This is a genomic window from Microbacterium sp. (genome assembly GCF_031179285.1).
In the GTDB taxonomy this organism is placed as follows: Bacteria; Actinomycetota; Actinomycetes; order Actinomycetales; family Microbacteriaceae; genus Microbacterium.
This window is the reverse complement of record NZ_JAPSHY010000005.1, coordinates 43,085-68,539: the sequence shown is the minus strand read 5'-3', so window position 1 is coordinate 68,539 and position 25,455 is coordinate 43,085. Positions and strand designations below refer to the sequence as shown.

Here is a 25,455-nt window from a genome sequence, read left to right as displayed (position 1 = left end):
CATGAGTGCCGGAGACAAGGTTCAGAACGCCGCCGAGAAGGCCGCGGGCAACGTCAAGGAGGGCGTCGGAAAGGCGACCGACAACGAAGAGCTCGAGGCCGAAGGCAAGATGGATCAGGCCGAGGCCGGCGCGAAGCAGGCCGGCGAGAACGTCAAGGACGCGGCGAAGAACGCCGGCGATTCCCTTCGTGACGGTTTCAAGGACTGAGACCTGAAAAGGGAACGGGCCCACCTTCCGGTGAGCCCGTTCCTGCATCAGACGCTGCGCTTGCCGCTGATCGACCGGATCAGCCAGGCGATGACCGCGATCGCCAGCAGCACCAGACCGACCCACAGCAGGAACTGGAGCGACTGCACCAGTCCCCCCGTGATCGCGAGGATGATGGCGACGACGACGACGATGATCAAAAGAATGTTCATCATTTTCCCTTCTGCCGGGGGCGCCGCGCGCCCGATTCGGTGACCTCACCGTAGCGATGCGGGCAGCATCCCCGGAGGGCCTTGACTCGGGTGCGCGCAGGTGCCTGTGAATTAGCAGAGAGGGCAGGAGATCATGCCAGGACGAAAGAACTCACCGCTGAAGGACCCGGAACTCTATGAGAAGCTGCGCGATGACGGCGCCTCCAAGGAGAAGGCGGCGCGGATCTCGAATGCCGCCGCCAAGGAGGGCCGCAGCAAGGTCGGCCGTCGGGGCGGCGAACACGGCGACTACGAGGACTGGACAGTACCGGAGTTGCGCAAGCGGGCGAAGGAGCTCGGCATGAGCGGCTACAGCGGGAAGCGGAAGTCAGAGCTGATCTCCGCGCTGAGGAATCACTGAGCCCGGGGCATGGCCCGATTCGGGATCGAGGAGGAGTTCATCCTCCTCGATGAGCGCTCTCTCGTGCCGGTGGCGTCGAATGATTCCGCGCGCAGGCGCGCAGCCGAGCAGAACCGCCTCGGAAAGGTGATGACCGAGTACCTCGACTGTCAGATCGAGTGCGCGACGGATCCCGTCTCCAGCCGGGAGGAGGCGGATCTCCAGATACGCCATCTCCGCGAGATCGCGAACGAGCTCGCCCAGTCTCAGGCGGCGATCGCGGCCGCCTCGGGCACACCGTTCGCTTCGACGCGCAGTTCCTCGGTGTTCCCCTCCGCGCACTACGACGTCGTCGCGAACCACCTGAGGCACATCACCCGCGATCACGAGGTCAACGGCCTTCACGTTCACATCGAGTTGGCCGATGCAGAAGAACGGGTGCGCGCCCTCAACCGGTCCCGCGCCTGGCTTCCGGTCCTTCTCGCCCTGACCGGCAACAGCCCCTTCGCCGACGGCCTGGATTCGGGTTTCTCCAGCTGGCGCAGCATCGTGATCCGGCGCCTGCCGTCGTCGTGGTGCCCGCCGCGCTTCCATGATCTCGACGACTACCGGGCTCGGATCACGCAGCTCATCGACCTCGGTGCGGTGTCCGAGGCGGTGTCGCTGTCGTGGGCGGTGCGGATCTCCGAGCGGTTCCCGACCGTGGAGGTGCGGATCTTCGACGCGCAGCTGTCGACGGACGACACCCTCCTCGCTTCGCTGCTCACCCGGGCGCTCGTGCTGGCCGACGATGTCCCGGTGGCTTCGGTGGAACACGACGCCATCGACGCCTCGATCTGGACGGCAGCGCGCCACGGCACGGCGGCGCGCGTGATCGATCCCATGACCGGAGAGATCGCGCCGACGTGGGACATCGCCGGACGGATGCTCGCCGCGATCCGTCCTGTTCTCGCCGAACTCGGTGATGAGGACTACGTCACGTCGGGCCTCGACCGGATTCGCCGCGACGGGACGGGAGCGGAGCGCCAGTTGCGCGCCTACGAGCGGGACGGGGTCGCTGGCCTTCGGCATCTCTACCGCGCAGGGCGACCGCACGAGGGTTGACGTCACGCCGTCAGGACCGGTTTCGACGATCGGGCCCCGGGGTCCGACGCCGGGAGTAGGGTCGGCCTGTGGCCTCCTTCGTCCCGCCCCAGCGGCTCGTCATCGCGATCGCGGTGCTCGCGGCATTCGTGACCTTCCTCGACGGCACGGTCGTCACCGTCGCGCTGCCGGCGATCAGCCGGGAACTGGGGGGCGGTATCACGACCCAGCAATGGGTCGTCGACGCCTACCTCATCACACTCAGCGCCCTCATCCTGCTGGCGGGCTCGGTGTCCGACGCTTACGGCAGGATCGTCGTGATGCGTTGGGGGCTCATCGCCTTCGGTGTGGCGTCGGTCGCCGTCGCCGCGGCACCGGACCCGCTCATCCTGATCATCGCCCGCGCTCTTCAGGGCGCGGCCGGAGCGATGCTCGTGCCGAGCGCACTCGCCCTCATCACCGCCACCATGCGGGGCGAGGTGCAGTCGCGCGCGATCGGCATCTGGACCGCATTCACAACGGCCGCGATGCTCGTCGGCCCGCTGCTCGGCGGGCTCTTCGTGGATTACCTCTCCTGGCGCTTCGTCTTCCTCATCAACGTCGTCCCGATCGGCGTCACGCTGCTGCTGTTGGCGCGGCTGCGACTGCCCGAGCACCCGCGGGGCATCCGCGTCGACTGGTGGAGTGGCGCGCTGTGCGCCATCGGTCTGGGTGCGATCGTGTTCGCACTGATCGAGCAACCGAACTACGGCTGGCAGTCCCCTGCGATCTGGATTCCGGGGCTCGGAGGCGGCGCGCTGTTCACGTTCTTCCTGCTGCGGCAGAAGCACTCGTCCTCACCGCTGATGCCGCTCGATCTCTTCCTCGTGCGCAACTTCGGCTGGGGCAACCTCGCGACGCTGTTCGTGTACGCCGCTCTCTCGCTCAACGGCTTCGTCGTCGGGGTGTACCTGCAGCAGGGGCCGGGCCTCACCGCCACCGCGGCGGGCCTCGCCAGTCTGCCCATGACGATCCTCATGATCCTGCTCAGCTCGCGGGCGGGGGCGTGGTCCGGTCGCTTCGGCCCGCGAATCTTCATGACCTTCGGCCCTCTGCTCATGGCCGCCGGTTCCCTGATGCTGCTCACGGTCGCCGAGGACTTCGACTACTGGTGGCAGGTGCTGCCCGCGATGATCGTGCTCGGCCTGGGCCTGGCGCTCACGGTCGCCCCGCTCACGTCCGCCATCCTGGGCGCGATCGATGAGGCGCGCTCGGGAATCGCATCGGCGGTGAACAACGCGGTCGCCCGTGTCGCCGGCCTGCTCGTGGTAGCGATGCTGTCGACGATCGTCGGCGGCACGCTGGATCTCGACGGCTTCCACAACGCCGCATGGGTCACCACCGCCCTCCTGATTCTGGGCGGAGTGGTGTCGTGGATCGGCATCCGACGCAACAGGGTCGACCGCGCCGACGCCGATGCCGTCGTCGCCGAGCCGCGCTGACTCCTGCCGGTCAGACCGCCGCCGCGGGAGAGCCGACGACGACCGCCGCGTCCGGCGGAATCACCAGCACCGCGCCGGAGCCGTCGACCGCCGTCGTCGCGAGCAGAACATCCGCCCCGCCGATCTCGAATTCGGCCGGGTCCGGGGAAAGATTCACCAGCACCCCCAGCCCGCCGCGATCGATCCGGTAGACGCGAGCCTCCGGGGCGCCGTCGGCGCCGCGCACCGACACCGTCGTCGCCGTGGAGTCGGGGTCGGTGAGTTCGGGACGCTTCCGGCGCAACGCCGCGAGATCGCGGTACAGCGCGAGGAGCCGAGCGTGGTCGGGCGACCCCGCCTCGCTCCAGTCGAGGTGCGAGCGCTCGAAGGTGGCCGGGTCCTGCGGGTCGGGAACCGTATCGGGATCCCATCCCATCTTCGCGAACTCCGCGATGCGGCCCTCGGCGGTCGCCCTGCCCAGCTCCGGCTCCGGGTGCGAGGTGAAGAACTGCCAGGGCGTGGAAGCGCCCCACTCCTCGCCCATGAACAGCATCGGCGTGCCAGGAGCGGTCAAGGTGAGCACGGCGGCGACCGCGAGGCGGTCGGCTGAGAGGGTGGCCGACAGGCGATCACCGGCTGCGCGGTTGCCGATCTGGTCGTGATCCTGGGCGAAGGTCACCAGCCTCCAGGCCGGCACCTCGGGTGGGATGGGCGATCCGTGGGGGCGCTCCCGGAAGGACGAGTACGTGCCGTCGTGGAAGAATCCGCGCTCCGAGACCTTCGCGACGGCATCCCCCGCCGCGAAGTCGGCGTAATAGCCGGCCGTCTCGCCGGTGAGGGCCACATGCACGGCATGGTGCCAGTCATCCGACCACTGCGCCGTGAGGCCGTAGCCGCCCGCCTCCCGAGGAAGGATGAGGGTGGGATCGTTCATGTCCGACTCCGCGATCAGGCTGAGAGGACGGTTCTGCTGGGCAGAGAGTGCGTCGGCGGTCTCGGCCAGTTCACGCAGGATGTGCACGGGCTGCTCGTCGTGGAGCGCGTGCACGGCGTCGAGCCGGAGCCCGTCGACGTGGAAGTCCCGCAGCCACATCAGGGCGTTCTCGACGATGAACGCTCGCACCGCCGGCTCATCGAGGTTCACCGAGTCGCCCCAGGTGTTGCGACTGCCCTCGCGCAGGTACGGACCGTACTCCGGCAGATAATTGCCGCTCGGACCCAGGTGGTTGTAGACGACGTCCTGGATCACAGCGATACCGTGCGCGTGAGCGGCGTCGACGAACCGCTGGTAGGCGAGGGGCCCGCCATAGCCCTCGTGCACGGCGTACCAGAGCACGCCGTCGTAGCCCCAGTTCCACCGCCCGTTGAAGGCGTTGACCGGCAGGAGCTCGACGTGCGTGACGCCGAGGTCGGTGAGATGCTCGAGCCGCTTCGCCGCGGCATCCAGCGTTCCCTCCGGGGTGAACGTCCCGAGGTGGAGTTCGTAGATGAGCCCGCCCGCGAGCTGCCGTCCCGTCCATGACAGATCGGTCCATTCGAAAGCATCCACGTCGAACTCGGCCGAAGGCCCATGCACTCCCTCGGGCTGTCGGCGCGAGCGCGGATCGGGTCGCAGCTGATCACCGTCGTCGATCACGAAGCCATAGCGCTCCCCTGCGGCGAGCGCGAGATCCGAACGCCACCACCCGGCCTCGCCGGCGAAGAGCTCGCGCTCCTCCGTCGTCGCGCCGTCGCCGGACAACCGCCTCACGCGCATCCGCCGCGCCTTCGGCGCCCATACTTCGATCACTGCTCTTCTCCGATCGTTCCGATGCCGGTCACCGCGCGTCCTCGATCAAAGCCGCGGGGTACGTCTCGAGCAGCTCGGCCAACCGCACAGGTCCAGGATCGATCGAGCGCCCGGTGAGCACGTCGGTACCCGCGATGTCCGGTCTCATGAGGACTGTGTCTCCCCATCCGCCGCGCTGCGCCAGCCCGACCGGCAGCCGCGTCGCCACCGCCGTCACACCGCCCCGGTGCACCGCGACGGCATGTGCCGCAGCCTCACCCTCCACGACGGCCGGGCGGTACACCCGGAACAGCTCAGGGTGGTCTCGCCGCATCCGCAGGGCGCGCGAGGTGATGAGCAGCTTCGCCCGACCCGAGTCGTCGACAGGCGGCAGGACGCCCCGCGCGAAGTCGGCATCGAGCTCTTCGAGCAGGCGGGATCGTGCGCCGAAATCCACCGGGCGCCGGTTGTCGGGGTCGACGAGGGAAAGATCCCACAGCTCCGTTCCCTGGTAGACGTCCGGCACTCCGGGGCCCGTGATCTGCAGCAGCTTGGCCGAGAGCGAGTTGGAACGCCCCGCAGCGACGATCTCCCCGACGAAGCGGTCGAGGATCGCGCGCGCATCGCCGTCGACGGACCGGGCGATGGCGTCGAGGCCCTTCTCGAAGTCGGGATCCGGGTGCTGCCACTGAGTCGACTCCGCCGCCTCCCGCGCCGCCTTGGTTGCATATGCGAGCAGGCGCTCGGACGAGATCGGCCACGCCCCCACCGCCGCCTGCCAGAGAAGGGCGTCGAGGGGCCCATGCCCCGTGCTCGCAACGCCGCGCAGTTCTTCGAGCACCTCCGCCCACCGATCCGGGATCTCGGAGAGCACCGAGAGCCGGGCCCTGACGTCCTCCGACCTCTTCGTGTCGTGGGTGGACAGGGTCGTCATGGAGTGCGGCCAGGCGGCGAGTCGCGCCCGCTGCGCCTCGTGGAACTCGTCGACGGTGAGCGACGCGATCGACGGGTCGGCCCCCACCTCGGTCAGCGTCCCCAGGCGCGTGTACCGGTAGAACGCGGTGTCCTCCACGCCCTTTGCCATGACGGCGCCGCTCGTCTGCTGGAACCGCTGGGCCACCTCGAGGCCGGGATCGGCCAGCAGGGGCTCGAGCTCGGCGAAGACCGAGGCGAGATCGGGGCGGCGGCGGCGGGCATCGGCGAACGCGTGCCGCAGATGCGCGACGCCCTCCGGAAGGTATGACCGGTAGACCGGGAAGCTCGCGAGCAGTTCGGCCAGGGCGTCCTCGGCATGCACGATGCCGTGCGGCAGAGTGCGAACGAGCCGCCGCACTTCCGACCCGAGCAGCTCATCGGCGATCATGCGCTTGGTCGAGTGGGTCAGCTCCGGCCAGGGCTGAGCCTCCGGGAGACCCGTCGCGGCGCGCAGACGTGCGTCGAGACGCCCGAGCGCCTCTGCGCCCTCGTCATCGACGAACACACGATCGAGTTCCGCGAGCGCGTCATACCCGGTCGTTCCATCGGTCCGCCACCACGACGGCAGCGGCTCCCCCGGCTCGAGGATCTTCTCGACCAGCGTGTAGGCACCCCCGGTGGCATCGGCGAGCTGTTCCAGGTAGCCGGAAGGGTCTGCGAGGCCGTCCGGGTGGTCGACGCGCAGGCCGTCGGCGAGCCCGTCCCGGATCCACCGGACGATCTCGCGGTGCGAGTCGCGGAAGACATCGGGCAGCTCGACACGGATGCCGGCGAGTTCGACGACGGCGAAGAAGCGGCGGTAGTTCAGCTCGGTGTTCTGGTCTTCCCAGAACCGCAACTCGTAGTTCTGGGCGGCGAGAAGCGCGGGAAGGTCGTCGGCGAGCCTGCCGGTACCCGGCGCCAGCGGGAGCACGTGGTCGAAGTAGGTCAGCGTCCCGTCCGGGGCGTCATCGGCCGGCGTCGCATCGACGACGAGCTCGCCACGCGCCATCACCTCGCCGGGGGAGGATCCGAGGATCGGGAGGAGCACCTTGCCGCCGCCGGCGGGCCAGTCGATGTCGAAGGCGACGGCATGACTCGACCCGCGACCCAGGCGCAGCACGTCCCACCACCAGGGGTTCTCCCGCGGCACCGCGACGCCGACGTGGTTGGGCACCGTGTCGACGAGGATGCCGAGACCCGCTGCCCGCGCGGCCGCCACGAAGCGGTCGAGCCCCTCGGCGCCACCGCGGTCGGGGTCGACCCGCGAGTGATCGACGACGTCGTACCCGTGGTTCGATCCGCGCGCAGCTGCCAGGAGCGGGGACAGGTAGACCCACGATGCCCCGAGCTCGGCGAGGTACTGGGTGACGGCGGCCGCCTCGTCGAGCGGAAACTGATCGCTGATCTGCAGTCGGTACGTCGAGAGCGGCCGTCTTGTCATGCCGTTCGCACCTCTGGTCTCTGGGCGGGGGCCGCCCCCTCCGCGTGTTCGTTCTGCACGCGCAGCGACGCATCGACCGAGTCATCCGTCGACGGTGTGACGCCGTCGGTCTCCTGCAGCACGAGGAGAGACTTCGACTCGACCGTCACCGAGGCGGCGGCGTCGAACTCGGAGCCGTCCGCCATCTCGCCCGCCGTGTCGACGGCGACGAGCCAGCGCGCACCATGCTGCTGGTCCGGAAGGGTGACGTCGACGGGCTGATCCCCGCTGTTGAAGTACACGATGAAGTTGACGTCGGTCACCGCCCGCCCGCGCATGTCCTTCTCGCGGATGCCCTGCCCGTTGAGATACATGCCGACCAATCGACCGAACCCCGAGTCCCAGTCCTCGGGCGCCATCGGGCTGCCGTCTGGGCGGAGCCACACCACATCCGGGATGCGCTCGCCGTCCTCGACAAGCACGGGCCGTCCGTTGAAGAAGCGGCTCCGACGGAATGTCGGGTGCTGACGGCGCAGGCGCGCCACGGCGGCGGTGAACTCCACGAGGGGCAGATCAGCGCCTTGCCAATCGACCCAGGTGATCTCGTTGTCCTGCGCGTAGCCGTTGTTGTTGCCACTCTGGGTGCGGCCGAGTTCGTCGCCGTGCGAGATCATCGGCACGCCCTGGGAGAGCAGCAGCGTGGCGAGGAAGTTGCGCTGCTGGCGGGCGCGGCGCCGATTGATCGCTTCGTCGTCCGTCGGCCCCTCGACCCCCATGTTGTCGGAGCGGTTGTGGCTCTCGCCGTCGTTGTTGTCTTCGCCGTTGGCCTCGTTGTGCTTCTCGTTGTAGGAGACGAGATCGCGCAGCGTGAAGCCGTCATGGGCCGTGACGAAGTTGATCGACGCGACCGGGCGCCGCCCGGAGTGCTCGTAGAGGTCGGCCGAGCCGGTGAGCCGGGAGGCGAACTCCCCGAGCGCCTGCGGTTCACCGCGCCAGAAGTCGCGAACGGTGTCACGGTACTTGCCGTTCCACTCTGTCCACTGCGGGGGAAAGTTGCCGACCTGGTACCCGCCGGGCCCGACGTCCCACGGCTCCGCGATGAGCTTCACCTGCGACACGATCGGGTCCTGCTGCACGAGCTCGAAGAACGCTGCCAGCCTGTCGACATCGTAGAACTCTCGTGCGAGCGTGGATGCGAGATCGAACCGGAAGCCGTCGACGTGCATGTCGGTCACCCAGTAGCGCAGCGAATCCATGAGCAGCTGCAGTGCGTGCGGGCTGCCGGCGTTGAGGCTGTTCCCGGTGCCGGTGTAGTCGGTGTAGTAGCGCCGGTCCTCTTCGAGGCGGTAGTAGGCCTCGTTGTCGATACCGCGCATCGACAGCGTCGGTCCGAGGTGGTTCCCTTCCGCCGTGTGGTTGTACACCACGTCGAGGATGACCTCTATCCCTGCAGCGTGAAGCGCCCGCACCATGGCACGGAACTCCTGCACCTGCTGCCCATGCTCGCCGCTGGACGAGTACCCGCTGTGCGGGGCGAAGAAGCCGAGGGTGTTGTATCCCCAGTAGTTGGAGAGCCCCTTCTCCTCAAGGACCGAGTCGTCGACGAACTGGTGCACCGGCATCAGCTCGAGCGCGGTGACGCCGAGACGGCTGAGGTGCTCGATGATGGCCGGATGCGCGATCCCGGCGTAGGTGCCGCGCAGCTCTTCAGGCACGTCCGGATGCCGGATGGTGAGCCCCTTTACGTGGGCCTCGTAGATCACGGTCTGCGCATAGGGTGTCTTGGGGTGGCGGTCGCCGGCCCATTCGAAGAACGGACTGACCACGACGCCCTTGACCATGGCGGCCGCGGAGTCCTCGTCGTTGCGGGAGTCCGGGTCTCCGAAGTTGTAGCCGAAGGGGGCCTGACCCCACTCGATGCGACCGGCGACAGCCTTGGCGTAGGGATCGAGAAGGAGTTTGTTCGCGTTGAACCGCTTGCCCTGGGCAGGGTCGAAAGGGCCGTGCACGCGATATCCGTACAGCTGTCCCGGCTGCACAGACGGCAGGTAACCGTGCCACACGAAGGCGTCGACCTCGGTGAGCGGCACTCTCTCCTCGTTGCCGTCGTCATCGAAGAGGCACAACTCCACCTTTTCCGCCCCTTCGCTGAAAAGGGCGAAGTTCGTGCCCTGTCCGTCGAAGGTCGCCCCGAGGGGGTACGCCGATCCTGGCCAGATCTCAAGAGTCATGTGGCGAGCTTATGCCGCTGCGAGGACGCAGCTCGTTCACCGACCAGCCGCACCGCCTGTTCGAAAGAGTGGACCTGAGCGATCTCCTCCGCGTGGGCGTACGGGTGACCCAGGTAGCAGACGAACACGGGAGAGACGACTTCGACATACCCGACCGGGCCGTCGTGGGTGATGACGTAGCGGTCGAAATCGACCAGCTCGTATGTCGGCTCAGGCGTGGAGATCGACTGCGCGGGCAGGGCTGCGTCCTGCCTCTCTGAGCCAGCGGGGATATGCGTGACGGACATCTGATACCTCCTGACTCGGTGACGAGACCGACAGTAGGCAGGTACACAAGATCTGAAAACGTCATTGCCAGACAGACGGGCGGCGTGCTAGTCGATTCCCGTCCGTTCGTATGTCGGCCGCACCGGGTTCAGCGGTCGGGGAGCTCGACGGTCACGTTCTCGGCGTCGTACTGCTCCCCGGTGATCTTGGACTTGACGAAGCTGAAGAGAGACGCGATTCTTCCTCCCGGGCTGTCCCAGTACTCGGCCGAATGTGCTGTGAACTTCAGCAGCCCGACGTTCGGGTCATCCGGACCGTCGGGGAACCACGCCTCGACCACCGGATTCCAGAGCTCCCGCACCTTCATCTGATCGCCGACGAGCTCAGCCGTGCCCGACAGCGACACCCACGCATCGTTCGAGCTCAGCGAGATGCCCACGCGGTCGTCGACGTCGAGGTCGAGGACGAACGTCGCGCTCTTGGAGACGAGGAACCAGAGGTCTCCGTCGAACTCGGCCTCCTGAACGGTGAGGGGATGCGCGACGAGTCGGCCCTGCGCGTTGCGGGTGGTGAACATCGCAAACCGGAAACCCTTGATGAGCTCGGCGAGCCGCTGAACAGCGGTGGTATCGGTCATGAGAGTCGTCCCTTCTGCGCCGCGATGGGCGGCGGCATGGACGACAGCATCGCGCCCGGCACCCCGCTTCTCCGAGGGGGTTGCCAACCGGCGCATTTCCAGGATACCGGCGGGGTGGGGGCTTGCGGCAAGGCCCCTGCTGTGAGGCAGACTCGACCCTCGCCGTGCGATCTGCGCACGGCCGCGAAGGAGATTCATGCCCATCGACCCCTTCCACCTCCCCGACGATCTGCGGGCGAAGACCGCGCCCGCGCTCATCGAATCCGACCGCCGGCATCTGCAGCGCATCGCCGAGACCCTGCAGGATCAGCGCGACGACGCCGCGACGCGTCTGGCCGAGGTGCGGCGCCAGACCGCGGCCGCGGGCGCGGCTGCCGTCGACCGCGATCTCGAAGTGCGCAGGCTCAGCGGGCGCCTGCGCGTCCTCGAGCGGTTCGGAATCGACATCTGTCTCGGCCGGATGACCACGGATTCCGGGGAGGCGATCTACATCGGCCGCACGGGCCTCGCGGCGGGGGACGGAACGAGACTACTCGTCGACTGGCGTGCGCCCGCGGCCGAGCCCTACTTCGCCGCGACGATGCGAGAACCTCGTGGCATCATCTCTCGGCGGCGGTACCGCTGGGCCGATGGCCGGATCACCGACTACTGGGACGAGGCCCTGACGCCGGACGGTTTCGACGGCGCCTCACTCGATGATCAGTCCGCCTTCATCGCGAGTCTCGGAAGCCATCGGACGTCGAAGATGCGCGACGTGCTGGCGACGATCCAGGCCGATCAGGACGCGATCATCCGCACTCCGTCGCGGGGCGCGCTCGTCGTCGACGGCGGCCCCGGCACCGGGAAGACGGTCGTCGCGCTGCATCGCGCCGCGCACCTGCTGTACGCGGAGCCCCGGCTCACGCAGGGCGGTGGCGGCATGCTGCTCGTCGGACCCAACGCGCACTATCTCTCCTATGTTGACGATGTGCTGCCCAGCCTCGGCGAGGACACGGTGCGCCTGACGACACTGCGAGACCTCACTCCCGAGGGCGCCACGGCCGTCGAGGAATTTGACCCCCGGGTGGCGGCCCTGAAGGCCGCCCTCGACCCCGGTGCGCTGCTCGCTGCAGCGGCCTCGGCGTTCGAGCGACCTCCGCAGCACGCGATGCGCATCGAGACGCCGTGGGCGGATCTGTGGATCAGCCGCGAGGAATGGCACGAACTGTTCACGACGGCGGATCCGGCGTCGTCCCACAACGAGGCGCGCGATGAGGTGTGGGAAGAGGTGCTCGAGTTCCTCATCGACCAGGTGGACGACGAGGATGTGCCACCGCATTCGATCCGGCGGTGGCTGCGGCAGGACGACGAACTCACCGGCGCGTTCGTCCGCGGGTGGCCGCTGCTGGTACCGGCATCCGTCGTCGCGAGGCTCTGGAGCTCGCCCGACTTCCTCAGAGAGTGTGCCCCCGAACTCTCCTCCGACGAGGTCGCGCTCCTGCGGCGGGACGATGCGCAGGCCTGGACACTCTCGGACCTGCCCCTGCTGGACGCGGCCCGACGACGCATCGGCGACCCGGAGACGGTTCGGCAGGAGCATCGCCGTCAGGCCGCCGTGGCGCAGAGCCGGGAACAGATGTCGCAGGTGATCGATCATCTGGTCGAATCGGACGACAGCGACATGAAGGTCATGTCGATCCTCCGGGGCCAGGATGCGACGAACGTCCTCGACGGAGTCGATGCCCTTCCCGTGGTCTCGCCGGACGAGTTGGCGGGGCCGTTCGGACACATCGTCGTCGACGAGGCGCAGGAACTCACCGATGCCGAATGGCGGATGCTGCTCGCCCGATGCCCATCGCGGAGCTTCACGATCGTCGGCGATCGCGCGCAGGCCCGCCACGGCTTCACCGAGAGCTGGGAGGCGCGTCTCGCCCGCGTCGGCATCAGCGACCCCACCATCGCCCGGCTCAGCGTGAACTACCGCACGCCGGCGGAGGTGATGGAGGCGGCGGCGCCCGTCATCCGCCAGGCGATTCCGGATGCGAACGTGCCGACGTCGGTACGCGAGAGCGGTGTCCCCGTCCGCACAGGAGCGGTGGCCGATCTCGAGAGCGTCCTCTGGAGCTGGCTCGACGCGAATCCGGATGGTGTCGCCTGTGTGATCGGAGACGCCTCGTTCGTGCCCGCCGCACGCGTGCGCTCGCTGACGCCAGAGGGGTCGAAGGGCCTGGAGTTCGATCTCGTGATCCTGATCCGGCCGGACGAGTTCGGGGAGGGCCTCACCGGGGCGGTGGACCGATACGTCGCCATGACGAGAACCACGAGGGAGCTCGTCATCCTGCGGTGAGGCCGCCCGGTCGCGGGGCGGGACGACCGCCCGCCCCGGTCAGCCGCGCGTTCTCTGCTTCATCACCGCCCGGATTCCCCAGGCGACCAACCCGCCCACGCCGCCGAGAAGGAGACCGGCGAACAGCCCGCCGGGCAGCTGCGCCAGCCGCGGGATCGACTGAGCGGTTTCGGAGTCGGCGAATGCGTAGGACCACAGCAGCTGGTGGGTGATCGAGAGCATGACCGCGAAGATCAGGCCGATGGTCAAGACGGTGAGGAACGGATTCGGCACCTTCTTCACGACGGCGACAGCGACCCAGACGGCCACCGGCCCGAGGGAGAGGATCCACGAGGCGGGATGCGCCTCGTCGATGATGTGCAGGTCGTGCAGAATCACACGCGGGAGGCCGAGAGCTGCCAGGGCGATCAGGGAGAGAACCGACAGGCCCAGGGGGCGCCGCTTCTCGGCCGGGATGTGTACGGGTTCGGGGTTGTGCATCATGGTGCCGAGGCTAGGCTTCTCGCGGCACCGTGAGCTTCTGCCCTGGGGCGACATCGAGGTCGCATTCGGACGACGCCGGCCGCCCACCGCCCGCTCTAGGGTGAACCCGAACGGTTCGTGAGAGGAAGGCGCATCGTGACCGGAACTGCTCGACCACGTCGCGACGGAGACCCCGATGGCGCGGCGGTGCCCGAACGCTGGCTGACGGCCTCCGATCAGCGACGCGCGCTGGAGGGCATCGCCCGCCTCATCGAGCAGCACTGCGTCTTCCCCGAGGTCGCATCGGCGGTGGCCGCCGAACTGCGCGAGCGGCCGATCCGTCCCGGAGGCATCGCCTCGTCGGCGCTGGCGCGAACACTCACCGCCGAGCTCCGATCACACGACCGCCATTTCACCGTGCGATGGGGGCATGCCGCGCCGCGTCGTCGAACCGCCGACGCCGGCGGCGAGCCGGCGATCTCCTTCCGTCGGGAGGCTGCTGCCGGCATCCTGACGATTCGACGATTCGACGATGCGAGCCGGCCGGTGCACGCTCGTCTCGCCGATGCGTGCCTCGCCCAGCTGGAGGAGTGCGACGGCGTCGTCATCGACGTCAGAGGCAACCCGGGCGGATGGCCGACCATGGTCGAGCACATCCTCGCCCCTCTGCTCGCACCCGACCCCGTGCACATCGTCACCTTCAGGAGTGCCGGCAGTCCTGATCACGAGGCGTGGACCCGGCCAGACGGCCGCTTCCCACGCCTGCGCGATCTCCCGCTCGTCGTCCTGCTCGACGAGCGCACGGCATCTGCGGCCGAAAGTCTCGCCTATGCGGTGCAGACCACGGGACGCGGGACCGTGGTCGGGAGGCCGAGCGTCGGAGCGGCCAACCCCGCGGACGCGTTCGACGAGAGATCGGGATTCCGTGTCCACATCCCGACGGGCGCGCCCATCGACCCGCGGACCGGCACCAATTGGGACGGCGCGGGAGTGCAACCGGCCGTCGTCATCGCCTCGGACGCTGACGAACTGCGTGTCGCGATCGAGATCATGACGAGGCGCCTCACGCACGACACCGATGAGCGCGACGCCTGACGATCACGGATTCGGGCGGGATTGCTCGAGAACCGAGAGCGCACCGGCCGTGAACGAGCGCAGCGAGAACCCGGAATCCTTCGCCGGTCGCCCGCCCAGCCGGACGGCGACGGCCTGCTCCGAGGGCAGGATCGCGAGGACCTGATCGTTCAAACCCAGCGCCCAGATCGTGTCGGCGGAGGCCACGGGCACGAGGGGAGCGTCCACCACGCCGCCCCGTCCGGAGGTGGCGACTTCGGGGGTGACGGCAGTGCCGTCGCGGTTGAGCCACCAGAGCAGACCGTAGGCGGCGTTCAAGTCGGTGCTCGGGCCGCCGGTCGCCTGCTCGATGTACTCGGCGGACACCACGCGGGTGCCGCTCGAGGCGAGACCACCCGAAAGCACGAGGTCGCCGAGCCGCACCAGGTCTGCGCATGTCGTCCACAGGCCTGCGAAGAGATTGGCATTGCCCGCGGCATCCGCCTCGATACGACTGCTGTCCATGCCGAGGGGTTCGAACATCCGCGTCCGCGCGAATTCCGCCACCGGCCGGCCAGTCGCCGCTTCCAGGACCGCCTCGAGAACCTGGATGGCGGAGTTGTTGTAGACCCACTCGGTGTCGGGCCGGCTCTCCTGACCGAGCGCGATGGCGAATGCGGTCTTGTCCTGCGCCTCGAGCGCCATCTCGCGATAGTCGGTGCGGCTGTCCCACTCGCGTCCGGAGGTGTTCGCCAGCAGGTCCTCGATCGTGACCGCCGATGACGCGGTGTCCCGCCACGACGGCACGAAATCGGCGACGGCATCCTCGATCCGGAGTGAGCCGTCGTCCTGAGCTATTCCGATGAGGAGCGAGGTGACGGACTTCGTGATCGAGAATGCTCTCACAGCCGCGTCCTCGTTCGTCGACTGCTCGACGATCGTGCTCCCGGCGGCCGAGATCGCCACGCACGTCGAGCCCGCCTCGCCCGCGAGAGCGAGGAATGCACTCGACGCGGATCCACTCTCCGTCGGCTCGGGCTCTGCCGTGCAGCCGAGGATCGCACTCGTGCACGCCACCAAGCCCGCGACGGCGTTGACGAATCGCCGCGGTCGCGTCGGGCGAGCCGGACGTCGGGCCGGCGCTGCCGTGCTCAACCGGACCTCCGGAAAGTGTGTTCGAAGCTCTGTCCGGCGTTGCGCAGATACGCTGCCCGCGTCACCGGTTCGGCGACGGCGTACGCGACGTCCTCGATCCATCGGCAGCGCGCGAAGAAGCGGATGCGCGCGGATTCGTCGGCGGTGACCGGCTGATCGAGTGCTTCGCTCACGTGGAAGGCCACATCAGGACCGAGGTCGCGGTAGATCGATCCGATGTCACGGGCGGGGTCGGTGCGCGCCGCATCGGTCCAGTCGATGATGCCCGCGAGGTTTCCGGTGTCGTCGACCAGGATGTGCTCGGCGCCGAGGTCGTTGTGCTGAGCCACGATGTCCTCCCGGTCGGCCGGCGGATTCGCCGCGAGGAAGCCGGCGACGCCCGCGGCCTGCTCCACGGTCAGGTGCCAGCGGATCTCATCGAAGTGTCGCACGGCGTCCTGTCGCATCTTCTCGTTCGAGAAGACGTCGACGGGAAGGCGGCTCGCGGGCTCCGCGGCGCGGAGCGCCCGCAGCACTTCGATGAGCCCCGCTTCGACAGGCGCCGAGCCCCGCTCGTCGCAGAGGAGCAGCGGCGTGCCGGAAAGACGACGATAGGCGAAGATTCCCTCGTTCAGGTCGTGGACGAGGGGCGTCGGGATCGGGACGCTCATGGCGCCGGCCAGAGCGCCAAGCAGCGCGACCTCTCGCGCCTGTTCGCGGGTGCGATCGCTGTGCCGCACGATGATGTCGCCGACGGAGAACGTCGTGTTCTCCGGCCCTCTCGTCAACACGACCGCTTCGGCGCCCGGAGCCCACAGCCCGTGCGAGCGCGCGAGGCGCGTGAGCAGCGCGTTCTCGTCTTCGCTGAGTTCACCGTTCACCGATTCACCTCGCTCGCACGACGGCACCGCTTCGTGCATCGCGGTCATTCCGACCTCCATGGATCGTGATCGGGGACGAGCAGGCAGGTGGTCGCACCGCTCGTCCTGGCGGAATCAGTGCCCGTGCCCGTCGTCCGCGTCACCCGGTGCGAGGTTGCGGCCCGGACCGCCCCTGCTCACGACGAACTGTGACATCAGACCTTCATCTTCGTGCAGAAGGAGATGGCAGTGGATCATGTACGGGTTCTCGTCGTCGGTGTAGTCCTCGAAGCGCATCATGATCCGATACACCCGGCGCGGCTCCAAATAGATGGTGTCCTTCCAGCCGAGCAGCTCCGCGGGCGGTGCCTGCCTGTCGATGTCGAGCACCTGGAACTGCACGTCGTGCACGTGCCAGTTGTGCGGGAAAAGATCGCGATTGGTGACCTCCCACAGTTCGGTGGAGTCGACCTGCATCACCTCGTCGATGCGATCCATCTCCATCCGCCGACCGTTGATCTCGCGATTCTGCACCTGGAAGGTGCGGGTGTTGTCGGCATCCGCGGCCCGGAAGCGATCGATGTCACCGAAGGCGGCGGCGAGCGGAGCACTCGGACGCAGTTGCGCTGCCGCGCGCAGCAGCAGGACATCGAACTCGTCGGTCCCGCCGTAGGCGGCGGGTGCCGCGACGTTTCCGAGATCCGGTGGGACTGAGCGGAGCATCGCCTGTGTGCCCGGCCGCATGCTGACGACGATCTCGGCACGCTCGCCGGGCGACAGCCGCACGTGTCCGGTGCGCACCGGCGCCTCGAGCAGGCCGCCGTCCGTGGCGACGAGTGAGAACTCGCGCCCGTCATCGAGAGCGAAGTCATAGGTGCGGGCGCTGGAACCGTTCAGGATCCTGAGCCTCACGAGTTCGGTCGTCACTTCCAGCACCGAGCCCCACGAGCCGTTCGTGAGCACCACGTTGCCGAGCAGGCCCACTTCGTTGCCCTGCGCGTCGAGCTGGAACTCGCCGTCCGAGCGGAACCTCTTGTCCTGGACGATCAGGGGGATGTCATCGACGCCGTATTCGACGGGCAGCCCGAACCCACCGCTGTCGTCGTCGTCGAGGATGAACATCCCCGAGAGTCCGCGCAGCACGTGCTCCTCGGTCTCGCCGTGAGGGTGCGGGTGGTACCACAGCGTTGCAGCCGGCTGATCGATCCGCCACTGCGGCCGCCACTGACCGCCCGGGGCGATCGGCTGATGGGGCCCGCCGTCCATCGCGGCCGGCAGATGCATGCCGTGCCAGTGCACCGTGGTGGTCTCGGCCAGCTGATTGGTGACATCGACGGCGACCTTCTCGCCCCGGTGCGCGCGCAGCGTCGGCCCGAGATAGTCGCCGTTGAAACCCCACGTCGTCGTCGTCATGCCGTCGAGGAACTCCCGCTGCCCTTCATCAGCCGTCAATGAGAAGACCCGAACCCCGTCGACGACCTGGGACTCCGCCAACGGCGGGATGGGCAGGGGCGTGTCGAAGGCCGGGGGCGACGCCGGGGTGAACACGGAGGAATCCGAGACGAGACCCGAATCGAAGGCGCACGCGGTGAAGGTCGTCGCCACCGCGAGCAGCACTGCGCCCCCGAGGATGGCAGGGCCGATCGCCCTGCCGCGGCTTCGGCGGGCGCCGTGCGCACCCCTGTCGTCGAACTCAGTCGTGCTGTTCATACCGGCACGCTACGAAGGGGTCGCCGCGAGCAGCATCCGTCCGACGTCGACAGATCAGGTCGACGGGAAGCGACAGCGCGGCGGCCGCCAGGCCGGTACTGTCCGTCGGGAGGAAGGAGATCAGATGGGACACGCGATCATCGTCGGTGCGGGAGTCGCAGGGCTGGCCAGCGCCATCGCGCTGCGGAGGATCGGCTGGACGGTTCAAATGCAGGACCGTGCAGCGGGTCTCCCGGAGGGCGGGACGGCGCTGGGGATGTGGCCAGAGGCGATGCGCGCGCTCGACCGCCTCGGAGTCGGCGACCGTATCCGGTCGGAGGCAACGCTCAGCCGCGGAGCGCGGATCCTCGATCCGCGGGGCGACGTCATCGGACGGGTTCCGCAGAGCCGACGCGCACATCTCATCTCCCGCGGCAGGCTGCTGTCCGCCCTCATGAGTCAGCTTTCCGACGGCGACGTTCGGTGGTCTGACCCCCTGGACCTCGACGACACCCTCCCGGACGCCGACCTGGTGGTCGGGGCCGACGGCATCCACAGTGGTGTGCGCTCGCGAGTGTGGTCGACGGCCGCCGAGCGGCCACTGGGCACGGTCGCTTTCCGCGGAATCGTCGATCTGCCGGTCGCATCGGTCACGGAGACATGGGGCCGCGGCGCGCTCTTCGGCATCACCCCGACCGATGATGGGCGCACGAACTGGTTCGCCTGCGTTCGACGCGAACGCCTCGGTGGTGCGAGGAATGACCCCTTGACCGATCTGCGAGCGGTGTTCGGAACGTGGCATGCCGGCATCGTCGACGTGCTGGACCACCTCGAGTACGACGACATCGATCGCCGCGACCTGTCCGACGTCTCGTTCCGGCATCCCTATGTCCAGGGCCGAGTCGCTCTCGTGGGCGACGCAGCTCACGCGATGGCACCCAACCTCGGCCGCGGCGCGTGCGAGTCGCTGCTCGACGCCGTCGCCCTCGCAGACGCCATCGAAGGTCGGCGCGACGTCTCGGCTGGCCTCGCGAGGTACGACCGGGAGCGGCGCGCACGGACGCGCCGCACGGTCACGGCCGCGCGGATCATCAACCGGGTGGCCACAACCGACCGTGCCACCGGCCTGCGTGACCGCGCGATGATCCTGCTCTCCTCCCGGCGATGAACGAGCGGCCACCGTCGGCCGCGGGCGACAGCCGACCGCGAGGACATGTCGCCCGGAAGCGACTGCGACGACACGCCACCCCGCCTTACGATGACAGCATGATGGCCGATGCACGCACCGTCGATGACGACGCCGGGCAACCGGCCCCATGGGTGTTCGACCTCCTCCTCGGCAGCGGGGTCACGCTGGTCGTCTCGCTCTCGATCGCCGCCGACATCGAGGGCGCGGATCCCGATGCGTGGTCGTACCTGTGGGCCGTAGCTCTCGGCGCTCTCATGCTGGTACGGCGACGGTTCCCCGTGCTCGTCGTCGTCCTGTCGGCGGCCGCCGTCCTCTCGTACTACGCCGCCGGCTACCCGGCGATCGGCGTCGCCGTCCCGCTGGCCGCCGCCGTCTTCTCAGCTGCGGAGTGCGGCCGGGTGGGCGCGGCCGTCATCTCCTCAGCGTCGGTGCTGCTCATCTCGATCATCTACCGCCTCGCCATCGACCAGGATCCGGCCGCGGTCGTCGGCTACGAACTGCCGGGGCACGCCCTCCTCCTCGCGGCCGCGATCGCCTTCGGCGACAGCCTGCGCGCACGGCGCGACCTGCGCACGAGGTCGTCAGAGGTCGCGGGGCTTCTGCAGGACCGCTACGCCCGCGAGGCGCAACAGCGTGTGATGTCCGAACGGCTCGCCATCGCGCGCGACCTCCACGATTCGGTCGGCCACGCGCTGACCGCGATCGCGCTGCACACGCAGATCGCCGAGGAGGCGATGGACGCTGCCGGCGAGACCCCCTCACCCGCAGGTCGAGTGCCTGCAGAGGACCTCGACCTCCGCCGCGCCCTGCAGGTGATCAGCGAGACCACCTCGGCGACTTTCGAGGATCTGCGGCGAACGGTGGCGAGCCTCCGCAACGAGGATGCCGCTGCGCGGGAGTCGCTGCGCATCACGGATCTCGATGCCGCGATTCTGCCCGCACGGCAGGCCGGCCTCGAGGTGCGCTCGCTGGTGGATGTGCACTCGCCGCTGCCGCCGACGCTGGAATCGGCGATCTACCGCATCGTCCAGGAATCCATCACCAACGTGGTGCGCCACGCGAACGCCTCCCGAGTGGAGGTGCGTGTGCGACAGGTCGGTGAACACGTGGACGTCACCGTCGTGAACGACGGCGTTCCATCATCCGGTCCATTGCCGGAGGATGCTCGCGTCACCGGCAGCGGGCTCGCCGGCATGCGGGAGCGGGCGACGCTGCTGGGAGGCTCCTTCACTGCCGGCCCGGCAGACGGCGGGTTCGTTGTGCGCGCGTCGTTTCCCCTGGAGGCGAAGCGATGACAACGGTCGTGCTGGTCGACGATCAGGATCTCGTGCGGGCAGGGCTTCGCACACTGCTCACGCGAGGCGAATCGATCGACGTGGTCGCCGAAGCCACCGACGGCCGACGCGGGCTCGAAGCGGCCCGCCGGTACCGGCCGGACGTGGTCCTCATGGATCTGCGGATGCCGGTGATGGACGGCATCGAGGCCACGCGTGCCATCCGAGCTGACGAGCGTCTTACCGCCACCAACATCGTCGTGCTCACGACCTTCGATGCAGATGCCGACATCGTCGAGGCGATCCGGGCGGGTGCCATCGGCTACCTGCTCAAGAACACACCGCGTGACGAATTGCGTGACGCCGTACACCGCGCGGGACGGGGCGAGCGGCTCCTCTCCCCCGTGATCACGCAGCGCGTCATGGACATGATTGCCGTGGGACAGGTGTCGTCTGCGCCCGACCCGCGCCTTGCGGCGCTCAGCGCGCGCGAACTCGAAGTGCTCGCGCGCATCGGCCACGGCGACACGAACGACGAGATCGGCGCCGCGTTGCATCTGAGCCCCGCCACCGCACGCACATACGTCAGCCGCATCCTCGCCAAACTCGGTGCTCGCGATCGGCCGGAACTCATCGTGATCGCGCATCGATCGGGGCTCGTCGCGCCCTGACCGTCACGCCGGCGGGCGTCGCATGAACCACGTGGGAACTCCGAGGACGTCGGCCTCGCCGACCACCGCGTAGCCGAAACGTTGATAGAAACCGATTGCCTCCGGCCGATCCGTCTCCAGGTAGCCGACCGCTCCCACGGCATCCAGTCGCGAGGCGTGACGGGCGAGGAGCAGCGTGCCGATGCCGCGGGCCCGCAGCCGGCGTTCGACGGCGACCGGGCCGAGATGGAAGTGCGGTTCCGCAGGGTCGTTCCGGCCCCAGGCGCGCTCCCATGCGCGCAGGCGCAGTGCAGCGCGAGGGCCGAGCGAGGCCGCGGCCGCCATCAGTCGCATCCTGGCTGGGGGCGAGGGCTGGCAGGCACCGGGCGACGCCACCGCGGCCACGCCGACGAGGGAGCCTCCCTGTCGCACGCCTTCGATCGTCAGGGGCTTCACCGTCAGCAGTGTTCGAGTCATGCGCGCGTGACACCGTTCCCGATGCTCGTCGTCTCCGCCGTAGACGCCGACGTGCACAGGGTTGTCCGCCATGCCGCTGCCGAGCAGTGCCGCTGTCTCGTCGATCGAGGTGCGGTCCAGCGTGTCGATGTGCAGATTGGGTTCATGAATGGGCATGGTCGTTTCTCTCCGGTCAGGCGATGACTGTCGGGCCGACAGCCGGAACTCCATGCTGGGCCGCCGGCGCGGGCGCCGACACCTGCATCGGGCGACACCGTGAGCGACCTCGAGCACGGGATGAGTCGACTTCGGTCGACCTCGGTGTCGCCATCGGGCCGTGCCGGCCGACCGGCGACGAAGTGTCGCTTCAGGACGACATACCCGCCGCTTCCGGAAGGACGACCGCGCGACGACTCCCTGGCTACGGTGGCGCCATGATCGAGGCGAAGCAATCTGCAGATCCGCGCCGTCCTCCGCGTCCACGCATCAATTGGGGCGCTGTCGTCGGTTTCGGGACGCTGGGGCTGCTCTGGCCGTTGCTGCGCCTGGTGGGCCTCGAGGCGGTGATCGGAGGACTCGCGACCGCTCTCGTCGCCTTCATCACGGTCTCGACGGTGTGGATGCTCGGGGCAGGGTTCGGGCGTGTCCCGCGCCCGGTGGCGACGCTGACGCTGTCGGGCGCCCTGCTCGGCATCCTCGTGGGGCTGACCACGCTGGCACTCGGGGAGTGGCCCGATCACGGCATCGCGGCGACACTGGTCGCCGGTGCGTTCGAGGTGGGCAGGTCGGCGGGCGTCGGCGCACTCACCGGCTTCGCGGCGGAGGCGATCCAGCGCGGGAGGCGGCGGTGACGGGCAGCCGGCGGCGGAGTCGATCGAGAAGACTCCGCCATCCGCCATGTACCCGAAGGGGCAGCGACGCCCACCGACTACGCGACAGGCCTGTCGCCCGGCGGGCAGCCTCGGCGGCATGCCGCCGCTATCAGCGCTCTCCCTAGCTCGCCTGGCACGTTCTCAGAGGATGTTGCGAACTCCGGGCAGCCGTCGCAGCCACGCCGCGATCACCCAGCTCGCCGCGAGGCTCAGCGGCAGCACGATGGCGAACCCGGCGAACGGACTCGGCGCGAACGGCACGAGAAGAGCGACAAAACCGACGATGATCGGCGCGTGGACGAGATAGACCGCGTAGGCGTTTCCCGCGAGGAAGCGGGCGAATGAGCCGTCGGCTGTCACCCGACGCCGGAAGATCGTCAGCAGGACGAGGATCATCCCGACGGCGAAGAGCTGGTCCCACAGTGCGAAGGCGAGGTGAGCGGGCGCGCCGGGCGCGGGGACGTCAGCGCCGACGCCGAGGGTCTCGTAGCCGCCGAGCAGCATCGGCACGAACGACGCCACGATCAGAGCCGCCCCGAGCGTCCCGGAGCGGCGCGGAAGAGCCGTGAGCCAACCGTGACGTGCGGCGAGGATGCCGACGACGAAGAGCACGACATACTGCGGCAGGTAGGCGGCGCTCGGGATGCCGAGGAGGATCGTGCCGTTCGGGACGACGATCCGCCAAAGGTACGAGACCAGGGCGAGCCCGATCGCGAAGGCCACGATCTGCCAGGAACGCACAGCGGTCTGCGACGCTGACCGCGCGCCGCCCGTTCCGCGGCGCAGGACGGTGTAGCCGAGGCTCAGCAGCAGCAGAAAGCCGAGAAACCAGATCGGGCCGATGTCGGTGGATGTCAGATAGTACTCCCAGTACTGCGGACGATCCGCGGCGGGCAGCCCGAGGTACCGGGGCAACGTGAACAGAGGACGCAGCAGCAGGAGGAAGGCGAGAAGCGGGATGCCGAGCCGGCGGAGACGGTCGATCGCGAAACGCGCCGCTCCGTTCCTGTCGACCGAACCGGGAACGAAGTACCCCGACAGCAGGAAGAACATGCCCATGAAGTAGGCCTGGTTGAGCAGGACGAAAAGGTCGAGCGGCGCGGCCTCGATCATCTGGGCCGGCTCCTGCCAGTTCGGCCAGAGTCCGAGGTTGCCGTACGCCAGCGCGACGTGGTGGGCGACCACCAGCACGGTGAGCGCGACCCTCACGTTGTCGAGATACGCGAGGCGCTGACGGGTTCTGTGCGTCGTCGGTTGAAGGGTCACCGGGTGCCGTCCTTTCGTGTGGCGCGGTCGAAGAGGGCGACGACCTCGCTCGTGTATGCCCGGCTGTCGAGGCCGGGCGCAGCCAGCATCTGAAAACTGAAACCGTCGATCACGCGCCGCACCGACACCGCCATCACGTGCGGATCGAAGTCGCGGAAGTGCCCCGACTCCTGTCCGGCACGGAAGATGCCCTCCAGCGGAGCGTAGATGGGCTCCTCGAACGCGGAGCCGAACACGAGCGCACCGGCGGAATCGCGATGGTTTCGGCTGACCTCGATCGTCGCTGCGATCTCGGCCGGGTGAGCGGCGATGTAGTCCAGGTTGGTTTGAAGGTATGCGTGCAGCAGATCGGGCGGGGAGGCGGACTCTGCGTGGTGATCGAACCACGCCCGCTTGGCATACTCGATGCCGCGGTCGTACACCTCGCGCACCGTCGCCTCGAGCAGCTCGGCCTTGTTCGTGAAGTGGTAGAGCACCACTCCTTTGCTGACGCCCGCCCTCTCGGCGACCCGGCTGAGGGTTGTGCCGCCGTAGCCGAGAGCCACGAGCACCTCGATCGTGCAGTCGATCAGCTGGCCTCGGCGCGCCTCTTCGGTGAAGGTGCGCACGGACGCCTGACCGTCGGGATGATTATCTGACCGCATGGTCAGACGATAGCGCATCGGCGGCGTGACGTCGAGTGATCTCCTCGGCGGCATCCTTCGGCGATGTCCGCCCACGCCGCTAACTTCGTCGTGTGGCAGAGCCGGTACAGCAGTGGTGGGCGAGGAGGCAGTTCTCGCGCGGCCTCGATGTGCCGTACGAGGTGGGCACATTCCGGGCGGCGTGGGCGGCGTATCCCGAACTGATCCGCCAGTATCACCCGGAACTGAATCACGGCGTGGCGCTATCGCAGGTTCCTCTCGCGGCCGACGTGCTGCTGTGCTGGGAATGCGCGGTCGGCCACCGCTTCGCGGCGACGCCCACTGAACAGCGAGAACGTCCGGGGCGGGTGCGGAGGCGCTCCGCGTGGTGCCCGGAGTGCTCCGCCCTCGCGCGGCCGCAGCCGGTCGTGCTCGGCGAAGCGCGTGCGATCCCCGCTCGTCCGCGCACACCCGCGCCGGCGCTCTGCACGAAGACCCCCGACCTGCCCAGAGGCACCGCGTTCCTGAGCGAATGCGCACCGAAACCGTCGTCCGCCGCCGAGGAGAAGCTGCGTGCCGCGCTGGTCGAGCGCCTGCTCTTCACCGGCGGACTCAACGCGGTGAAGGTGGTCCGTCCCTTCTTCCGCCACACCGAGGTGTGGCCGGACATTCTGCTCCCCGAGCTGCGCATCGCGATCGAGTACGACTCCGTCGGCCGCCACGGGCTGGAGCATGTCGGAAAGCGCGAGGAGACCGACCGACGGAAGGACCGGGCCCTGCGCGCGGCAGGCTGGGAGGTCGTCAGGGTGCGCACGGGAAAGCTGGAGCCGCTCGGGCCATATGACCTGCAGCTGGCGGCGCTGAGCGCGCGCGGAGTGGATCGTCTCATCGAGAGGCTCACAGACATCCGCGGGGCCTTGATGGTCGACGCCTACCTGCGGTAGCCCGCGCATCCGGGCGGTGGCGATGTCCCCGGGGC

The 25,455-nt window shown here is 68.7% G+C and carries 24 protein-coding genes; 11 read left to right on the top strand and 13 right to left on the bottom strand.

The annotated features are described in order from the left end of the window. Position 1: 1 nt before the first annotated feature. A complete protein-coding gene (locus tag RIN18_RS04825; RefSeq protein WP_309102815.1) occupies positions 2-208 on the top strand; it encodes a CsbD family protein in 207 nt (68 codons plus the stop codon). Positions 209-255: 47 nt separating this feature from the next. On the opposite strand, the gene RIN18_RS04820 is transcribed toward RIN18_RS04825, so the two are convergent. Beyond that, positions 256-420: a hypothetical protein gene (locus RIN18_RS04820; RefSeq protein WP_309102814.1), complete on the bottom strand. Its 165-nt coding sequence runs from the start codon at positions 418-420 to the stop codon at positions 256-258. Positions 421-553: 133 nt separating this feature from the next. Here RIN18_RS04820 and RIN18_RS04815 point away from each other — a divergent pair, with 133 nt between their 5' ends. The 3 genes from RIN18_RS04815 to RIN18_RS04805 all read left to right on the top strand — a co-directional run bounded on the left by RIN18_RS04815 (position 554) and on the right by RIN18_RS04805 (position 3,363). Beyond that, positions 554-820: a Rho termination factor N-terminal domain-containing protein gene (locus RIN18_RS04815; RefSeq protein ID WP_309102813.1), complete on the top strand. Its 267-nt coding sequence runs from the start codon at positions 554-556 to the stop codon at positions 818-820. A gap of 9 nt (positions 821-829) precedes the next feature. Continuing rightward, positions 830-1,903 carry a YbdK family carboxylate-amine ligase gene (locus tag RIN18_RS04810; protein ID WP_309102812.1) on the top strand — a complete coding sequence of 358 codons (1,074 nt, stop codon included), beginning with the start codon at positions 830-832 and terminating at the stop codon, positions 1,901-1,903. 68 nt (positions 1,904-1,971) lie between these two features. Further along, positions 1,972-3,363 (top strand): MFS transporter, encoded by a 1,392-nt coding sequence (locus RIN18_RS04805; RefSeq protein ID WP_309102811.1) that lies wholly within the window; start codon positions 1,972-1,974, stop codon positions 3,361-3,363. 10 nt (positions 3,364-3,373) lie between these two features. On the opposite strand, the gene treZ is transcribed toward RIN18_RS04805, so the two are convergent. The 5 genes from treZ to RIN18_RS04780 form a co-directional block, all read right to left on the bottom strand. Beyond that, positions 3,374-5,098: a malto-oligosyltrehalose trehalohydrolase gene (gene treZ, locus RIN18_RS04800; protein WP_375163495.1), complete on the bottom strand. Its 1,725-nt coding sequence runs from the start codon at positions 5,096-5,098 to the stop codon at positions 3,374-3,376. A 61-nt stretch (positions 5,099-5,159) separates the two neighbouring features. Continuing rightward, a complete protein-coding gene (gene treY / locus RIN18_RS04795; RefSeq protein WP_309102809.1) occupies positions 5,160-7,508 on the bottom strand; it encodes a malto-oligosyltrehalose synthase in 2,349 nt (782 codons plus the stop codon). After that, positions 7,505-9,718: a glycogen debranching protein GlgX gene (gene glgX / locus RIN18_RS04790; RefSeq protein WP_309102808.1), complete on the bottom strand. Its 2,214-nt coding sequence runs from the start codon at positions 9,716-9,718 to the stop codon at positions 7,505-7,507. Before glgX ends, treY begins: the two co-directional genes overlap by 4 nt. Next, positions 9,715-10,005 carry a hypothetical protein gene (locus RIN18_RS04785; RefSeq protein WP_309102807.1) on the bottom strand — a complete coding sequence of 97 codons (291 nt, stop codon included), beginning with the start codon at positions 10,003-10,005 and terminating at the stop codon, positions 9,715-9,717. The genes glgX and RIN18_RS04785 overlap by 4 nt, the downstream gene beginning before the upstream one ends. Before the next feature lie 128 nt (positions 10,006-10,133). Further along, on the bottom strand, positions 10,134-10,622 hold the full coding sequence (locus RIN18_RS04780) for a pyridoxamine 5'-phosphate oxidase family protein (protein WP_309102806.1): 489 nt from the start codon (positions 10,620-10,622) through the stop codon (positions 10,134-10,136). A gap of 196 nt (positions 10,623-10,818) precedes the next feature. On the opposite strand from RIN18_RS04780, the gene helR reads away from it, so the two are divergent. Further along, positions 10,819-12,948 carry an RNA polymerase recycling motor ATPase HelR gene (helR, locus tag RIN18_RS04775; protein WP_309102805.1) on the top strand — a complete coding sequence of 710 codons (2,130 nt, stop codon included), beginning with the start codon at positions 10,819-10,821 and terminating at the stop codon, positions 12,946-12,948. A 39-nt stretch (positions 12,949-12,987) separates the two neighbouring features. Here the strand turns inward: helR and RIN18_RS04770 are convergent, their stop codons facing one another. After that, entirely contained in the window at positions 12,988-13,431 is a 444-nt protein-coding gene (locus tag RIN18_RS04770) for a hypothetical protein (RefSeq protein WP_309102804.1), read from the bottom strand. A gap of 135 nt (positions 13,432-13,566) precedes the next feature. On the opposite strand from RIN18_RS04770, the gene RIN18_RS04765 reads away from it, so the two are divergent. Next, entirely contained in the window at positions 13,567-14,505 is a 939-nt protein-coding gene (locus tag RIN18_RS04765; RefSeq protein ID WP_309102803.1) for a S41 family peptidase, read from the top strand. 3 nt (positions 14,506-14,508) lie between these two features. Here RIN18_RS04765 and RIN18_RS04760 read toward each other — a convergent pair whose 3' ends face one another. From RIN18_RS04760 to RIN18_RS04750, 3 genes are all read right to left on the bottom strand, one after another. Beyond that, positions 14,509-15,618 carry a serine hydrolase domain-containing protein gene (locus RIN18_RS04760; protein WP_309102802.1) on the bottom strand — a complete coding sequence of 370 codons (1,110 nt, stop codon included), beginning with the start codon at positions 15,616-15,618 and terminating at the stop codon, positions 14,509-14,511. Next, entirely contained in the window at positions 15,615-16,526 is a 912-nt protein-coding gene (locus tag RIN18_RS04755; protein ID WP_309102801.1) for a phosphotransferase, read from the bottom strand. Before RIN18_RS04755 ends, RIN18_RS04760 begins: the two co-directional genes overlap by 4 nt. A gap of 66 nt (positions 16,527-16,592) precedes the next feature. Further along, positions 16,593-18,167 (bottom strand): multicopper oxidase domain-containing protein, encoded by a 1,575-nt coding sequence (locus RIN18_RS04750; RefSeq protein WP_309102800.1) that lies wholly within the window; start codon positions 18,165-18,167, stop codon positions 16,593-16,595. 124 nt (positions 18,168-18,291) lie between these two features. Between RIN18_RS04750 and RIN18_RS04745 the strand changes: the two genes are divergently transcribed. The 3 genes from RIN18_RS04745 (at position 18,292) to RIN18_RS04735 (ending at position 21,280) form a co-directional block, all read left to right on the top strand. Further along, a complete protein-coding gene (locus RIN18_RS04745) occupies positions 18,292-19,314 on the top strand; it encodes an FAD-dependent monooxygenase (protein WP_309102799.1) in 1,023 nt (340 codons plus the stop codon). A gap of 98 nt (positions 19,315-19,412) precedes the next feature. After that, positions 19,413-20,630, top strand: coding sequence for a sensor histidine kinase (locus RIN18_RS04740; protein ID WP_309102798.1), 1,218 nt, complete (start codon positions 19,413-19,415; stop codon positions 20,628-20,630). After that, positions 20,627-21,280, top strand: a complete 654-nt coding sequence (locus tag RIN18_RS04735) for a response regulator transcription factor (protein WP_309102797.1) — start codon at positions 20,627-20,629, stop codon at positions 21,278-21,280. Before RIN18_RS04740 ends, RIN18_RS04735 begins: the two co-directional genes overlap by 4 nt. A gap of 3 nt (positions 21,281-21,283) precedes the next feature. Here RIN18_RS04735 and RIN18_RS04730 read toward each other — a convergent pair whose 3' ends face one another. Beyond that, positions 21,284-21,892 carry a GNAT family N-acetyltransferase gene (locus RIN18_RS04730; protein ID WP_309102796.1) on the bottom strand — a complete coding sequence of 203 codons (609 nt, stop codon included), beginning with the start codon at positions 21,890-21,892 and terminating at the stop codon, positions 21,284-21,286. 257 nt (positions 21,893-22,149) lie between these two features. Between RIN18_RS04730 and RIN18_RS04725 the strand changes: the two genes are divergently transcribed. After that, positions 22,150-22,566 (top strand): hypothetical protein, encoded by a 417-nt coding sequence (locus RIN18_RS04725; protein WP_309102795.1) that lies wholly within the window; start codon positions 22,150-22,152, stop codon positions 22,564-22,566. A gap of 162 nt (positions 22,567-22,728) precedes the next feature. Here the strand turns inward: RIN18_RS04725 and RIN18_RS04720 are convergent, their stop codons facing one another. Both RIN18_RS04720 and RIN18_RS04715 read right to left on the bottom strand, forming a co-directional pair. Beyond that, positions 22,729-23,853 (bottom strand): acyltransferase, encoded by a 1,125-nt coding sequence (locus RIN18_RS04720; protein ID WP_309102794.1) that lies wholly within the window; start codon positions 23,851-23,853, stop codon positions 22,729-22,731. Then, a complete protein-coding gene (locus RIN18_RS04715) occupies positions 23,850-24,497 on the bottom strand; it encodes a TetR/AcrR family transcriptional regulator (RefSeq protein ID WP_309102793.1) in 648 nt (215 codons plus the stop codon). The genes RIN18_RS04720 and RIN18_RS04715 overlap by 4 nt, the downstream gene beginning before the upstream one ends. A gap of 92 nt (positions 24,498-24,589) precedes the next feature. On the opposite strand from RIN18_RS04715, the gene RIN18_RS04710 reads away from it, so the two are divergent. Continuing rightward, positions 24,590-25,420: a zinc-ribbon domain-containing protein gene (locus tag RIN18_RS04710; protein ID WP_309102792.1), complete on the top strand. Its 831-nt coding sequence runs from the start codon at positions 24,590-24,592 to the stop codon at positions 25,418-25,420. Positions 25,421-25,455 lie beyond the last annotated feature (35 nt).